General features: G+C 47.5%; 12 protein-coding genes. 8 read left to right on the forward strand and 4 right to left on the reverse strand.

Going from position 1 to position 16,149, the window contains the following annotated elements:
- Positions 1 to 139 precede the first annotated feature (139 nt).
- The gene (locus tag L0660_RS16450) at positions 140 to 691 is read left to right on the forward strand and encodes a type 1 glutamine amidotransferase domain-containing protein (protein WP_233797343.1); all 552 of its coding nucleotides are present in this window, start codon (positions 140 to 142) and stop codon (positions 689 to 691) included.
- Positions 692 to 753: 62 nt separating this feature from the next.
- Here the strand turns inward: L0660_RS16450 and L0660_RS16455 are convergent, their stop codons facing one another.
- A complete protein-coding gene (locus L0660_RS16455) occupies positions 754 to 1,392 on the reverse strand; it encodes a hypothetical protein (protein ID WP_235160391.1) in 639 nt (212 codons plus the stop codon).
- A gap of 191 nt (positions 1,393 to 1,583) precedes the next feature.
- Between L0660_RS16455 and L0660_RS16460 the strand changes: the two genes are divergently transcribed.
- The gene (locus L0660_RS16460; RefSeq protein ID WP_235160392.1) at positions 1,584 to 3,080 is read left to right on the forward strand and encodes an ATP-binding cassette domain-containing protein; all 1,497 of its coding nucleotides are present in this window, start codon (positions 1,584 to 1,586) and stop codon (positions 3,078 to 3,080) included.
- Here the strand turns inward: L0660_RS16460 and L0660_RS16465 are convergent, their stop codons facing one another.
- From L0660_RS16465 to porQ, 3 genes are all read right to left on the reverse strand, one after another.
- Entirely contained in the window at positions 3,081 to 4,868 is a 1,788-nt protein-coding gene (locus L0660_RS16465; protein ID WP_235160393.1) for a cytochrome-c peroxidase, read from the reverse strand.
- A gap of 62 nt (positions 4,869 to 4,930) precedes the next feature.
- Positions 4,931 to 6,397, reverse strand: a complete 1,467-nt coding sequence (locus tag L0660_RS16470) for a PhoX family protein (RefSeq protein WP_235160394.1) — start codon at positions 6,395 to 6,397, stop codon at positions 4,931 to 4,933.
- A 107-nt stretch (positions 6,398 to 6,504) separates the two neighbouring features.
- Positions 6,505 to 7,578: a type IX secretion system protein PorQ gene (porQ, locus tag L0660_RS16475; RefSeq protein WP_235160395.1), complete on the reverse strand. Its 1,074-nt coding sequence runs from the start codon at positions 7,576 to 7,578 to the stop codon at positions 6,505 to 6,507.
- Positions 7,579 to 7,663: 85 nt separating this feature from the next.
- Here porQ and L0660_RS16480 point away from each other — a divergent pair, with 85 nt between their 5' ends.
- The 6 genes from L0660_RS16480 (at position 7,664) to L0660_RS16505 (ending at position 16,121) form a co-directional block, all read left to right on the forward strand.
- Positions 7,664 to 9,223, forward strand: coding sequence for an acyl-CoA carboxylase subunit beta (locus L0660_RS16480; RefSeq protein WP_235160396.1), 1,560 nt, complete (start codon positions 7,664 to 7,666; stop codon positions 9,221 to 9,223).
- 52 nt (positions 9,224 to 9,275) lie between these two features.
- On the forward strand, positions 9,276 to 10,550 hold the full coding sequence (locus tag L0660_RS16485; RefSeq protein ID WP_233797349.1) for a Gfo/Idh/MocA family oxidoreductase: 1,275 nt from the start codon (positions 9,276 to 9,278) through the stop codon (positions 10,548 to 10,550).
- A 48-nt stretch (positions 10,551 to 10,598) separates the two neighbouring features.
- Positions 10,599 to 14,036 (forward strand): DUF1080 domain-containing protein, encoded by a 3,438-nt coding sequence (locus tag L0660_RS16490; RefSeq protein WP_235160397.1) that lies wholly within the window; start codon positions 10,599 to 10,601, stop codon positions 14,034 to 14,036.
- Positions 14,037 to 14,171: 135 nt separating this feature from the next.
- Positions 14,172 to 14,684, forward strand: coding sequence for an antitoxin Xre/MbcA/ParS toxin-binding domain-containing protein (locus L0660_RS16495; RefSeq protein WP_235160398.1), 513 nt, complete (start codon positions 14,172 to 14,174; stop codon positions 14,682 to 14,684).
- A gap of 6 nt (positions 14,685 to 14,690) precedes the next feature.
- Positions 14,691 to 15,146, forward strand: coding sequence for an RES family NAD+ phosphorylase (locus L0660_RS16500; protein WP_235160399.1), 456 nt, complete (start codon positions 14,691 to 14,693; stop codon positions 15,144 to 15,146).
- 144 nt (positions 15,147 to 15,290) lie between these two features.
- Positions 15,291 to 16,121, forward strand: a complete 831-nt coding sequence (locus L0660_RS16505; RefSeq protein WP_235160400.1) for an SMP-30/gluconolactonase/LRE family protein — start codon at positions 15,291 to 15,293, stop codon at positions 16,119 to 16,121.
- Positions 16,122 to 16,149: the final 28 nt, after the last annotated feature.

Genomic DNA, 16,149 nt, shown 5'->3' on the forward strand with positions numbered 1-16,149 from the left:
CTCGATTTGCACCACACCTGTTGAACGGGAACAACATTTCGTTGTGCAATTCGACACGTAATCGAAACTTCGCTTTTGGCATAATTTTTGTGCAATTTAATAATCAAATAATCTAACCCTTAAATCCCTGATAAATCCCGTGGAACAGTCATTAAATTCTATCAAAGTTGCTATTCTGGTGGCGGATGGATTTGAGCAGGTAGAAATGACCTGCCCCAGAAAAGTCCTAAATCAAAAAGGAGCAACCACTCATCTTATTTCCCCTAATAAGAACAATGTCAGGGGATGGAGTCATCTTGACTGGGGTGAAAAACACGATGTGGATGTGCCGCTTACGCTGGCGCGTGCCGATTACTATGACGCATTGTTATTGCCAGGCGGTGTTTTGGGAATGAATGCGCTTCGAATGAACAGCCGGGCTGTTGAATTTGTAAAGTCTTTCTTTGCATCGGGCAAGCCAGTTGCTGCCATTGGTCATGGGCCGCAAATCCTGATCGATGCCGATGTAGTTTTAGGACGCATTATTACTTCCTACGGCTCCATCCGGCAAGACCTGGAAAATGCAGGCGCAAGATGGGTGGACCAAGATGTTGTAACCGATAACGGACTGATCACCAGCCGTACATCAGACGACATGTCTGCTTTTGCAGGTGCATTGACTAAACAGCTTAATCTTGAAGTTTTTCAATAAGAAGTTTAAATCCACTTACTGCGCTCCGGATTCGCTTATATCAGAGCAAATCCGGATTTTTATTATTCGCGAAGCAAGCCAAGCCTGAATGTCTGACCGGCTAATGCAAATAAGCCTATGGCGATAAATGGCCCCAAATCAAATAAACCGCTTTCAGCAGGCGGATTTGGGAAAGTGATTGTATTCAAAATCATGAGTGCGATTCCCAATATCCCTAGTGCAAATCCCCAAAACCGCAGCTCTTTCAGCCTGCGCGATGAGATCAGTAATAAGACCAAATAAGTGCCGATAAACATATCCCAGGCAACATCCATCCCCATATCGATCAACCGAATGGATTCCTTCACAAATCTGGCCTCCTGGGTTGCTACCTGAGTATTTTCAATGTGAACCCCGACTTGCACTGCGAGCTGAGCCGAGAGGAAAGCAGCGCAGATTGTAAACGCCAGGCTGCCAAACACAAACCCAAGTCTATTGGCATAGGAAGGATTGTAAAAGTGGATATATTCCATCAGCGCAAACAGAAAAACGATCCCTAAGATGGGAAAGGCCATAGCCAGGAAAAACACGATGGGATCCGGCAAAGAGGTGAATGCGATCGTCAGATAGGAGGTGATCGACAACATGCCTGCGAGGCCGCCCGATTTGGCCAATGTTTTTAGACTTTGCAAGCCAGGCTTAGATGTAAATTGTTCCTGCATTTGATTGATAGATAGGATTTAAGCGATAGCCAATAGTATAGCTTTCCCATTTATTGCTACGTATCTAGTTAGCCTTCGGCAGACAAGAACCAGCAAACGGTTTACTGATTCCCTGCACGATCTTATCCTTGTATTTTTTTCTAAACAATCATTGCTCCTATCTTTGCCCGCTCATTGATTTTGGCGTTTACATGGCACTTGTTTCTCTTTTGGGCGTTTCTGCCCGCAAATTCAATACTACTGTTTTATCCGATATCGACTGGAATGTAGAACCGGGAACGCATTGGGCGGTTATCGGCCCGAATGGCTCCGGGAAGACGATTCTGCTGGACGTTATTGCGGGTAAGTGGCCTGTTGCGAAGGGGAAAATCAGCTATAATTTGCAAACTCAACTGCGGCAGGCGATTGAGCTTGTTTCTAATGATTATTCGTTCAACCGCATTGTAAGTGCCGGGGCAGAATACTATCAGCAGCGCTTTCACGCTTACGAAAGCGAGCGCGCGCCATCGGTAAGGGCCATTTTGACGGACCAGTTGAAACCCGTCGGAACGGTGAATGAAAACTCGGTGCAGCTGGCTCCGGCCACGGTCAGTGATGCGGAACTCAACAATGTTGCTTCTCTCCTATCGATCACGCATTTGCTTGATCACCCGTTTGTTACACTGTCAAATGGAGAAACAAGGCGGATGCTTTTGGCTAAATCACTTTTAAAAAAGCCTGAGATACTAATCCTCGACAATGCATTCAGCGGCCTTGATGTGCATTCGAGGGAAGTGCTGCGCAATGCGCTGACGGAACTGGCGCAATCCGGCGTGACGATTATTATGGCAACCACTGCCACAGAGATTCCGCTTTGCATTACGCACGTGATGGAACTAAACGAGGGCCAAATTACAGTCCAACGCGAGATAAGAGATTATAAAACAGCTTCCGCAACGCACATTCACAACCCAAAGCCCGACCCGGAAAAGCTGGCTCATTTCGGTCTGCCACAGCACATTGACTTCAACTATGCTATTGATATGCGCGACATTCACGTTCGCTATCACGATCAGCTTATTCTCGATCATGTAAACTGGAAAATTGCAAAAGGTGAAAAATGGGCGCTTTCCGGTCCTAATGGCTCGGGAAAATCGACATTGCTCAGCATTATCACCGCCGATAATCCGCAGCGGTTCGCCAATGATTATGATTTGTTTGATCAAAAAAGAGGAGGCGCTGGCGCTTCGATCTGGGACATTAAGCAGAAAATCGGGCACGTTTCCCCAGAGCTGCACCTTTATTTCCCGAGAGAAACGAGTGTTTTCAAAACCATAGCTTCCGGCTTCTTCGATGCGACAGGCGTATTTTTCAAGAAATTAACCGAACAGCAAATCGAACGCGTGCATGAAGTGGCGGCGCTTTTGCATGTGGATCATTTGATTGAGAAAAAGTTTTCAGAACTTTCCAAGGGACAGCAGCGTATGGTTCTGCTGGCGCGGGCTTTGGTCAAAAATCCGCCTTTACTGATCCTGGACGAACCTTGCCAAGGTTTGGACGCGGATGCGATCGAATATTTCAAAGCCGTGGTCGATGCGATTTGCGACACGCCGGAGCGGACATTGATTTACGTTTCGCATTATCCCAACGAAATCCCGAGCTGCGTTACCAAAACATTACGGCTCGAAAAAGGGAAAGTTTTGGAATGATCATTCCACATCGTCGGTAAGGGCCTCCATGAAAGAGATAACGCTAGCTATTTCGGGCTGCGTCAGGTTCAATTTATCGGCCGCCAGTGTCTGGTTAGGGACATCCAGCCCCAGTCCTGCCCCGCCGCCTTCGTTGTAAAACTCCATCACTTCCTGCAATGTTGTAAAAGCGCCGTTGTGCATATAGGGAGCCGTTTTGGCGATATTTCTCACGGTGCTGGTTTTAAAGGCATTTTTCCACTGCGGAAATTGGTCGTGCACGCCCCTGCCCGGATCATTGTCCAGCTTCGCATTTTTCCATTTCGCATCCGTCGTTACGCCCAAAACCTCGGATTCCGTGCGCTGGAAATCGGGCGGAACTGTGCCGTTGAATAGTGGCACAAAGTGACAAGTCCCGCATTTGGCTTTGCCCATAAAAACATTAAAACCCGCCACCTGATCATCCGTAAGCGCCTTTTTATCACCCCGCATGTATTTATCAAAAGGCGAATTGAACGGATTTAATGAACGCACAAAAGCTGCCAGTGCATTCTGGATATGAACGGGTTTGATCACTTCCAGATCCGGGTAAGCTTTCTTGAAATCACGTTTATAATGTTCGTCAGTCGCCACCAATTTAGCCACATCTTCCATCGAACCGTGCATTTCGAGCTTATTATGGATCACATCCGCCGCCTGGTCTTCCAGCGACGGCGCACGCAGATCGTAAAATAATGCCTGCTGTAATGATGCATACATAATGCTCGGCGCATTGCGGCTAACAAACTTATTATCAAAGCCTTTACTCGTTTTCAGCCCATCGGCATAGGCCTTTCCCGGCTGATGGCAGGAGCCGCAGTTTGTTTTGCCGTCGCCCGAGATCCGGCTGTCGTAAAACAATGTTTTCCCCAATGCAACCCGGTCCGCCGTTGCGCTGAACCTGGCGTCTGACAGCAATGCCTCGGGATTGAATGCATTCTTATCAAAAATTGTAGCCGCCTTACCGCTCAAAAGCTTGCGATCGTTCATGAACGGGATGCCAGCCGATTCCTGGTTCTGGTGCAAGGTGTTGCAAAGCGGATTAATGTGGTCGGTAATGAATGCAGCGCGATCGAATGCATTGAAATTCTTACCCTTTTTCAAGAAAGCTATAGCCTCCTCAGCCTGCTTATCCAGCGCCGAAAATTCGGGCAAAGTACTTTTGTAAGGTTGTGTATAATGTTGAAATGATTTTAAAACAACTTCGCTCTCCGCCAGCGCATTGCCCGAAGCCGGCGTGTCGAATCCGGAAATACCCAGACTGATCAGCCGGAACATTTCCAGCCTTAATGCATCCAGAACATGCGAATCTGTGATCACAATGTCTTTCCAAAGCATTTTAATCCGCTTCACATTGACCTGCATCTTGCGCGAATGTCGCACCAGTTCTTCCTGATCCACAGGTTCATCCGTATAAATCAGCTCTTCAATCACCTGCAAGCCACCCGGCTCGAAAACTGCATTCTCCTCATCCTCAATCTCATCCAGCGGCGCACCATTGATCATTCTGACTGTGGTAGGAAAGAAATATTCGGCAAAAGCCTCTGTTTTTTTGTATTGAAGACGGATTTTGAGAAAGTCGTTTTGCAATGCTTTTTGCCCCGGTTTTGCCTTCACTTTTTCCAGAAACGCATCATTCATCGAAATCAGCGAGTCCAGGTCGGTGACAAAATGTTGATATACAATTTCATGCGGCTTCTGTTCCGGCTTGCATAACTGGAATGTGAACATGGCGATGCCTGCACAAATGGCCAGGACAAATTTTTTCATGGTGAATAAAATAAGATAGAAGGCCCTCCGAAAAAGGCCTTCTATATGCTTGCTGAGAAGTGTTATTGCTGAATTCCGCGAACGATCACAGTTTGTCCGCCTTCTTTATTTGTAGAAATACCGCTGCCGTCAGCGCCTTTGTATTTCTCGTCCTGCCACGTGTGCGGGTGCAGGTTGATCATGAATGTCTCAGGAATGCCTACAACATCCGAAATGTCGATCATCGCACCGTATTCCCAGGTGCTCAATGAATTGTTGCCTACGGAGTTATATTTCGTGTTAAATGCTGCGTCCTCTCTGCGGTGGTGCATTTGGAGCATCGCCTTGCTCTCTTTTGTAGCCAGGTTATACTGCCAGATCGTGCCGTCATGGTCATTATTTTTGTAGAATGAATCACCGTCTTCCTGCACATAAACGAAGTTTTTGGTAACGCAAATGTTGTCAGGGTTCACGATGAAGCTGCCTGGCTTGTCTTCGCCATCCATAATGATCTGCAACTTGCCTTTCAATGGGTTGGTTTCATCAAATTTCAGGTTGTAAACGCGTCCCCACATGTTTTTACCAGCCACAGGCGTAACCTTATCAGACTGGCTCACACCTGTTGCCGTGAAATAAATGTCACGGCCCACGCCGTTTCCGCCTTTGCGGTAATCGATGTCTTCCACACGTGCAAACTGGATCATTTTCTTATCCACCGTCTGTGCTTGCAGCTCCGTTCCTGTGCTTGTTTTTACATTGTCAAAAGGAACAAATTCAACGTCGTAAGTTTGTCCTTTAACCATATCCGTTTCCACACTTTCCTGGTTTGTGCGGCGTAATGCATATAATTTACCATTGTTCAGGTCGCCTACCACCTCCGACACGTAAGCAACAAGCTGACCATTTGTATCGTCTTCACCGATAATGATCACCGTTTTGCCGGGAAATGCATCCTTAGGAAGCGGAACTGCGTTTTCAGCATTCCATTTACCAAAAGCACTTACGGTTCTTGTCTTGTTCTTTTTATCTGCCGGTGCAAAAGGATCAATCGCGTGCGTCATCGACTCCGAATTGCTCTCACCCGCTGTCAGGAATAATGGACCGAAACCGTGTTCCTGCGGCGTTGCCATCGTTGCCGAGCACAATCTCCACTGTCCGCCTTCTGCGTCCACAATGTATTCTCCTTTAACGGGTTTCAATTCTTTATCCAAAAAAACGCGGGACACCGAGAAAAGAATCTCGTGGTTGTTGATCATCACAAAACCTTCGCCATTCGGGTTTTTCATGAAAGCGCCGCCGTCTGGCTGGGCACCGTAAATGAAATCAGGAGAATCCTGCAATTTGTCGTCGGAGCTGATCAATGTCGTAATTTTCAGATCTTCAAAACCTGGCAGCGCACGCACCAGTGAAGGGTTTACAGAGCGGTTGATCAGTTTAGAAGAATCTACCGGTGGATCATTGTGATCCTTAATGCAGCCGGAAAAGGTCATTGCGCCACAAACCAGCGCGGTAAGGGCATTTTTTGGAATAGAATTAAAATTCATCGCCATGGTGAGATAGTTTTTTAACAAAACTAGCCGAACCACAGCTCTCCGGTTTTATCTGAATATTAAGCTATTATGAACAAAATTTAACATTAAGAAAACGAGTAAGGTGCTTAGGGACGCACTTTGACGGTTTCTTTTACAAAGCCATTTTTCAAATTCATCACAATCGACAAGGAGCTGCTGCTAAACCCCGGAACATACTGCGCACGCCCGTAACCAACCTCAAACCGCTTGATCCGCAGCCATGCGCCAAACGAAAAACCGGCCAATGCGCCCCTGTTGGCAAGCCGCAATTCCTGCCTCCGCAAATGGTCGTAACCGAGCATTATCTTGAAATTAGGATGCAGCAATGCTTCCGCTCCGAGCAAAAGATGTCGCCCCAGTTTCTCTGCTATGCCCACTTTTCTCGCAATTTTGTTGCCATTATCGTCGTAAGTGAAAAAGAGATTCGGATCATTATAGACCATATCGAAGCGGTTCAAATGATGCGCCGTCAGCGAAACGCGGATGGGCATATATTCCGGTTTGAATGTTAATCCAAGCCGCACGTCCAAAGGCAATGCAGGATCATTTAAACTGGAAAAATTCTGTTTGACAAACCCTAGATTTTTGACTACAAACCCAACCGTCAGATCCTGCCCGGGATGCTTGAAAACGCCGCCCCAGTCCAGGGCCACGCCAAACAGATTATAAGACTGTACCGAAGCGCCTACAAATTTCAATGTTCCACCCACCGTAAAAGCACCCAACGTGTGTCCATAACCCGCAGAAACGCCATAATCCGCCGCCCGGAACTCTCCTATTACATTGCCAATGTCATCCGTTTCGACCATTGTGCCATAGTTCAGATATTGCAGCCCAACCGCCCAAACGCCCGCAGACTTGCCCACGCGCCGCGCATAAGCGGCATTCACAAACCGCGTATCGGCCAGGTAAGGCATCAGGTTGACGGACACATTATTGGCTTTGGAAGAGTCCAGTAAAGCAGGATTTTGGATAAAAAGGGCAGGATCATTGCCCGAAATGGCGATGTGATTGGCACCTAATGCCGTGCTTTTGGCCTGTGCTGGCAGTTGCAGGAAATCGAGCTTATTTCTTCCGCCGGTCGGTTGCGCTTGTGCTGTTTTTTGGAAACCAAAAAAAATTCCCGCCAAAAACAAAGCGCACATTCCGATCTGCCTCATAAGTCGCATTAATTTCCCGAATCAGTAAAATGACAGTATATTTAGATTCTCACAAGAACAAATGTAACCATATCGTCCGTATTACATGGGATCAGCATCTTCCGCCGCTTCAAAAAAAGAATTGTTAGATCAGAAAAATGCCGAGGCCGACCTGGGCGGCGGTGCGCAACGGATTGAAGCACAACACGCCAAAGGCAAACTCACCGCCCGCGAGCGCATTATGGTGCTGATCGACAAAGGGACATTTGAAGAAATCGGGAAGTTTGTGATGCACCGCAGCAAGGATTTCGGGCTGGATAAGGAACATTATCTGGGCGATGGCGTGGTGACGGGTTATGGAAAGGTGAATGGCCGGCTGGTTTACGTTTTTGCACAGGATTTCACCGTTTTCGGCGGCTCGCTTTCCGAAACGCATGCCGAGAAAATCTGCAAGATTATGGACCTCGCTATGAAAAACGGCGCTCCGCTGATCGGTTTGAATGATTCGGGCGGCGCCCGAATTCAGGAAGGCGTGCTTTCGCTGGCCGGTTATGCGGATATTTTTTATAAAAACACATTGGCTTCAGGCGTCATTCCGCAGATTTCTGCTGTGATGGGCCCGTGCGCGGGTGGCGCGGTGTATTCTCCGGCAATCACGGATTTTATATTAATGGTTGAAAACACAAGCTACATGTTCGTGACCGGGCCTAATGTCGTGAAAACGGTTACGCACGAGACTGTTACAGCGGAAGAACTGGGCGGCGCGATGACGCATGCGACCAAATCGGGCATCACGCATTTTGTCTCGCCCAATGAGGTTGAATGTTTGCTGAACATTAAAAAACTACTCAGCTATATGCCTCAAAATTGTGAGGAAAATGCGCCGGGCATTCCATATGAAGCTCAAAATGAATCGCGCCCGGTTTTAAACAACATTATTCCCGACAATGCCAACCAGCCTTACGACATGCGTGAGGTGATCACAGAAATTGCCGATGCGGAGAGTTTTTTCGAAGTCCATCAGAATTTTGCAGAGAACATTGTCGTTGGTTTTGCGCGGATTGCAGGTCGTAGCATTGGCATAGTGGCCAACCAGCCCGCCGTGCTGGCGGGTGTACTCGACATTCATTCGAGCCAGAAAGCTGCGCGTTTTGTTCGGTTTTGTGATTGTTTCAACATTCCTTTATTGGTTCTGGAAGATGTCCCGGGCTTTTTGCCGGGCACCGATCAGGAGTGGAATGCTATCATTACCAACGGTGCCAAACTGCTTTACGCATTCTCGGAAGCGACTGTTCCGCGCATTACGGTCATCACGCGCAAGGCTTACGGCGGCGCTTATGATGTGATGAATTCCAAACACATCGGCGCGGACCTGAACTTTGCATGGCCTACGGCGGAAATTGCAGTTATGGGCGCCAGTGGTGCCGCAGAAATTATTTTCAAACGTGAAATCGCCCAGGCCGAAGATCCGGCCGAAAAGCTGAAAGAGAAAATCGAAGATTACACCGAAAAATTCACAAACCCATATCGGGCCGCACACCGCGGTTACATTGACGAGGTTATATATCCCGATCAAACGCGCGAAAAGCTCATCCGGGCTTTTGAAATGCTGGAAAACAAAGTGGCTGTTCTGCCCAGAAAAAAGCATGGAAACATTCCGCTTTAAGATTAATATTCTAATTTCACTCCCAAGTTCATTTCCTAAATAACCTTAATTAATGAAAGAAGAAACAGGCACCTCTGCGTCCAGACGGACCTTTATCAAAGGCTCACTGGCAACGCTGGCCACTTTTTCCATCGTTCCCCGCCACGTTCTCGGCAAAGGCTTCATCGCGCCGAGCGACCAGCTGACCAAAGCCATCGTCGGCACCGGCTCCATGGGCCGCGGCCACATTCCTTATGCAGGCACCAAAGTCGTTGCACTCTGTGATGTGGATAAAAAACACCTGGACATTGCCGTCGGCATGGTGGATAAGGGCGTAAAAACCTTTGCTGATTATCGCGAGGTGATCCAGCTTCCCGAAGTGGACATTGTGCACGTGGCCACGCCGCCGCACTGGCACGGGATCATTGCCGCCGATGCAGCCCGCGCCGGAAAAGATGTATGGTGTGAAAAACCCATGACAAGGACCATAGGCGAAGGAAAAAGGCTTGTGGAAGCCGTGCAGCAGCATGGAAGGATATTCCGATTGAACACTTGGTTCCGTTTTCAGGATAATTTTTACGGCATGCGCACGCCGGTTAAGCCCATTAAAAAGCTGGTGCAAAGCGGCTTGTTAGGCTGGCCCTTGAAAGTGACCGTGAGCAAGCACACGGGTTTCGACTGGAAATTTTACTGGGTAGGAAACACCAATAATGCACCGCAGCCCGTTCCGGCCGAGCTGGATTATGAAATGTGGCTCGGCCCCGCGCCTTACAAGCCGTATAGCGAGCACCGCGTACACCAGACATTCCGTGGTTACTGGGATTACGACGGCGGCGGACTCGGCGATATGGGCCAGCATTACATTGACCCGATCCAGTATTTCCTAGGCAAAGATGATACGAGCCCGGTAAGCGTGGAAGTCGATGCGCCTCAGCAACACACCGAAGCCGTAGGAACCTGGCGGAGAATCACTTATACTTATGCGGACGGATGCCAGATCGTGCTGGATGGCGAAGCGAAAGATGAAAAAGTGGCTTACATCGAAGGTCCGAAAGGCAAATTGTACCCCAATTTCCAATCCGACATTCCGGACCTTGAAAAGAAACTCGCCGCATTCCCTGATCCCGAACCACAGGTTACGGATTTTGTAGATGCCGTGAAAAACCGCAAAAAGTTTGCGCTGAACGAAGAAAACGGACATCGTTCCTGCACCATTGTGAACATGGGATTAGCAGCATTAAGGCTCGGCCGCTCCTTGAAATTTGACCCCGAAAAACAGGAATTCATAGACGATGAAGGTGCAAACCGGTTGATTAACCAGCCCATGCGTGGCCCCTGGACCATTTAATCAGCATTAAATTCGTTTGCATACATTCATTTCTATCCTTGACCATTCATGAAAAAACAAATATATACCATCCTGACCCTCTGCATGTTACTCTCGCAGGCATGGGCACAAACGGACGATGCGATGGCCAGCAAAGCCAAAGCATTGTTATCCAAATTCCCTTCCCAGAACGAAGCCGCGTTAAAAAAGAACATGGAAGAACTCGGCCAGCTCGGCAAGCCGGGACTCGTGCAGATCGCATCCATGCTCACGCCGCTCGGAAAGGGGGATAATACCAAAATTCAATACGCGATCGGCGGTTTTACTTATTATGCTTCCCAAGCTGGCAAAGAAGATTTCCGAAAAATCGCCGCCGAGGCTTATGGCGAAGCATTATCGAAAGTAATTGACCCGGACAGCAAGAATTTCCTGATCTATCAATTGCAGACAGTTGGAAAAGATGAGTCTGTGGAGGTTTTGAAACCCTATTTAAAAGACGAAAGGCTTTCCGGTCCGGCTTCGCGGACGTTGGCGCGAATCGGTTCGCCGATGGCTGGCGCTGCGTTGTTGCAAGGCTTGGAGGGCGCTCCTGAAAGCACAAAAATTGCGATTATTGAAGCATTGGGCGGTGCGCGTTATAAGGAAGCGACGCCTATGATCGAGAAATCGGCTGTGAATGAGGATCTGCTTTTACGTAAGGTGAGCCTTTTTGCGCTTTCCGAGATCGGAGCACCTTCTTCTGAAGCAATTTTAATGGCTGCTGCGCAAAAAGCGAATTTTGATTATGATGAGTCGGATGCAACGGCGGTTTATTTGAAATATTTAGCGCGCCTGGCCGAAAATGGGAACGCGCCTGCCGCGGAAAAAGCTGCTCTTGCATTGCTCAAAAACACCCCGGACGTAAAGCAAACACCGACGCGGTCTTCCGCTTTGAAAATTTATTCAGACATTAAAAAACGCGAATCTGTGCCTGTTTTGGTAAATGCATTGCAAAGCGCCGATCCGGAATATCGCATTGCTGCATTGAAATTGGGACAAAAATACCTGATGGCTGACGGCACAACGCCGTGGCTCAATGCCATGAAAAAAGCCAAACTGGAAGTTCAGGCCGAGATTATTACCATGCTGGGCCATGCCAATTCGCTGGATGCATTGCCAACCATTCAAAAAGCATTGGCCGCGAAGGATAGCAAAGTAAAAATGGCTGCGATCTGGGCTGCTGGCAAAATTGGTCAGGAGAAAAGCCTTCCTGCATTGATTAATGTGCTGAAAACGGCGAGTGCGGAGGAAGTTGCGGTTGTGAAAAGCAGTTTGCTTACCATCAAAGGGGAAGGCGTTGTCAATCAATTGGCGACAGCATTGCCAACATTGCCGGCCGCTTCGCAAGCTGCCGCCATTGACGTGATTGCGGCCCGGGAGGCGAATGCCAAGTTCAGCAATGTTTTCGCCTTATTGAAAAGCCCGAATGCAGATGTTTCAAAATCGGCTTACACGGCATTGAAATCGCTGACAACGGCGAATGATCTGCCGCAAATGTACATTTTGCTGAACACCGTAACGGACGCCGGGCAAATGGCGGCTATTCAAAAAGCGGTGGCTGCGGGCGTGAAAAGCGCAGGTGATGCGAAAGCGCAGACCGATATTATTTTGAAACAAATGCAGGCCTCACCTGCTGATAAGCAATCCAATTACCTCGCTGTTTTGGCGAGCATAGGCGGCAAAACGGCGCTTAATTCGGTGGTTTCGGCTTATAATAGTGGTGATGCGAAGTCCAAAAAGGCTGCAATCGCTGCGTTATCATCCTGGTCGGATGCGAGCGCTGCAGGTGATCTTTTGAGCATTGCAAAAAAGGCAACGGATAGCGAAGAGCTTACCCTGGCATTGACTGGTTATGTGGCTGCCACTGCGAAATCGCCAAAAACGCCGGTTAATAAGGTGATTATGCTGCGCGAAGCCATGACTTTGGCTAAAACGGATTCTCAGAAAATTGCGATCCTGAAAGAGTTGCCCCGATTGAGAACATTCAATGCATTGCTTTTTGCAGGGAAATATCTCGACAATCCCGCAACAGAGCAGGCAGCTGCGCAAGCTGTTATGGCCATTGCATTGGCTAATAAGGGTTTTTACGGTCCTGAAATCCGTGATTTGCTGACTAAAACTTCTTCCTTACTAAAAGGAAAAGATGCGGAATATGCACGCGAGTCGATCAAAAGACATTTGTCTGAGCTGCGTAAGGATGAAGGTTTTGTGGCTCTGTTTAACGGAAAAGATCTTACTGGCTGGAAAGGCTTGGTTGAAAACCCGATTGCGCGTGGAAAAATGAGCGCGGACAGTTTGGCTTACAAACAAAAAAAGGCCGACGAAGCTGCCAATAAGGATTGGTTTGCCAAAGACGGCGAACTCGTTTTCTCGGGACACGGCGATAACCTGGCTACGGTGAAGCAATATGGTGATGTTGAAATGTATGTGGACTGGAAAATCCAGAAAGACGGCGACGCGGGCATTTACCTGCGCGGAACGCCTCAGGTGCAGATCTGGGACACATCGCGTGTGAGCGTAGGCGCGCAGGTTGGTTCAGGTGGTTTGTACAACAACAAAACCAATGAAAGCAAGCCTTCCAAGCTCGCTGACAATGCCATTGGCGACTGGAATACATTCCACATTACCATGACCGGCGACCGCGTTTCGGTAGATTTGAATGGGGAGAATGTTGTTGACAATGTTATTTTGGAAAATTACTGGGACCGCAACCTGCCGATCTTTGCCAAGGAACAGATCGAATTGCAGGCACACGGAAATCAGATCAATTACCGCGATGTGTACGTACGTGAAATTGAGCGCCCGGAGCCATTTAAACTTAGCGAAACGGAGCAGAAAGAAGGTTTTAAAGTGCTTTTTGACGGAACAAATATGTTTGAATGGGTGGGCAACCGCACCGATTATTTCATTGAAAACGGCTCATTGGTCGTTGATCCGAAAAAAGGAGGCAAAGGAAATTTATACACCAAAGACGAATACAGCGATTTCGACTTCCGTTTTGAATTCCAATTAACGCCAGGAGCCAATAATGGGCTGGGAATCAGAACGCCCATGGAAGGTGACGCGGCTTACGTAGGGACCGAAATTCAGATCCTGGACAATGATGCGGACATTTACAAAGACTTGCACGAATATCAATATCACGGCTCCGCTTACGGCATTATCCCTGCAAAAAGAGGTTTTTTAAAACCCATGGGCGAATGGAACTATGAAGAAGTTCGTGTGCAGGGCTCGAAAATCAAAGTGACACTGAATGGAACCGTTATCCTCGACGGCGACTTAGCAGAAGCCAGCAAAAACGGAACCGTCGATCATAAAGAACATCCCGGCTTAAAACGCACAAGCGGGCATTTGGGCTTCCTTGGGCATGGCTCAGAATTGAAATTTAGGAACATCCGGATCGCCGACCTGACAAAAACCGCCGCCGAACCAACCGTTTCTACATCGAAAAAGAAGAAAAGGAAATAAAGAGGTTAAAGCTTTTCAAAAACTCCTGTCAATGCACTGCCCCTGATAAGTTAGACACTTCTTTGGAGCAATGCAGTTGACGGGAGTTTTTATTTTAGTATAAATTTATACTGAAATAAGTGTAAATTTGTTTTTATGAAGCGAGGCAAGAAAACTTACTCAACAACAGAAGAGACGGAACCAAAAATTTTGAATGAGCCCATGGGCGCGCTTAATTACGGTTCCGCACCGGCAAGTATGATATTTCATTCACCGGCACGAAAACCTGAAAGTAAAATGACGGCAATCGAAAAAATGCATGTTGTAAAGCAAGGGATCAGCAAAGCGGACCTGGAAGGCTTTAAAGATCGGATTGGCATGGACTATGACCAGCTGGCCGCGACACTTTCCGTGGCGCGAGCAACGCTGATTAATAAGAAGGGTTCTGAGAAATTTAATCCTACGGTGAGTGAGAGGATCGTCGGGCTGGCGGATATATACTCTTATGGCTACGAGGTCTTCGAGGATGTGGACCGTTTTAACCGATGGATCTTTAGTCCGAACCGGGCATTGGGCGGGGAGGCTCCATATGATCTTTTGGATAACCAATATGGCCGTGAAGAAGTCAAAAACATTATTGGGCGCATTGATTATGGCGTTTATTCTTAATCCGCTATGATCGTTTACAGAGTAGGACGCACAAAATACGCACACGATTTGGAAGGAGAAGGCGCCCGGCTTTACGGCGGACGCTGGAATCACAAACTGACACCATGCATTTACACTTCTGCCAGCCGCGCGCTGGCATTGCTGGAATACACTGCCAACATTAACATTGATGATATCCCAAGGGCGCTGAGCATCACCACATTTGAACTCCAACCGCTTGACATTCACGAAATTCAGATTCCTGATCTTCCCGGCAACTGGCGTGATGCTCCGGCACCGGCTTCTACGAAAGATTTTGGAACAACATTATTAAGAAAAGCATCGCACGCATTCCTGCAAATTCCCTCTGCGATACTGCCGGACGAATTTAATTATCTGCTCAATCCTTTGTTCAACCACCCGGATGCTTTTCGGATTCTGGAAATCAAAGACTTCGTTTATGATTTGCGGATTAAATTATAAAAAAATTTAAAAATGGCCTTAACGAACCGATTTGGGCATTTTTATTTAGCTTTGAGTAACGGTCGTAAAAATCTGTCGATACGTAAAGTATATCAGTATTAAATGCTCTTTCCTTAACAGAAATCATTTACACCTAATTTGACAATGAAAACCAGTCACATCTTCCTTGCTGCATCCCTGTTACTTTCGTCGGCTGCTGCAAATGCACAGCATTCCCTGACACAGCTTTGGGCTTCGGAAGCCACATTGCCTGTTCCTGAGTCTGTATTTTACAGTGCTAAAAACAAAATTTTATATGTAGCGCTAATTGACGGAAAGCCTGGTGAGAAAGATGGAAAAGGCGGGATTGCGAAAGTTGGATTGGATGGAAAAATCGTTGCAAAAGATTGGATAACAGGACTGCACGCGCCAAAAGGCATGGGCGTTATGGGCGACAAGCTTTACGTTGCCGACGTGACTGATTTGGTTGAAATTGATCTAAAATCAGGAAAAATCTTAAAGAAACATGCCGTTGAAGGTTCCGTATTTTTGAATGACGTGACCATCGATGCAGAAGGAAATATCTACGTTTCGGATTCCAGCACGAAAAAAGTGCATATGATCAAAGATGGAAAGGTTTCGACCTTTCTTGAAGGCTTGAATGGTCCTAACGGCGTTTTGGCAGTTGGCTCGGACCTGCTGGTTGCTGATGCGGGAACATTGAAAAAAGTAAGCTCGACCAAAGAAATAAGCGTCTTGGCAGAAGGAATGGATAAAAGCACCGACGGAATCGAGCAGGTTGTGCCGGGTGAATACATTGTTTCGTGCTGGGCAGGTGTGGTTTACTACGTTAAATCTGACGGAACAAAGCAGGAATTGCTGAACACGAGTGCGGATAAAACGAATTCGGCTGACATTGGCTACGATTCGGTGAAGAAAATCGTTTATGTGCCAACTTTTGGCAAAAACAGTGTTGTAGCTTATCAGCTAAAATAAATATATTTATAACCTAAAAATTAAATTA

The sequence above is a fragment of the Dyadobacter sp. CY351 genome (assembly GCF_021502625.1).
Lineage (GTDB): Bacteria > Bacteroidota > Bacteroidia > Cytophagales > Spirosomataceae > Dyadobacter > Dyadobacter chenhuakuii.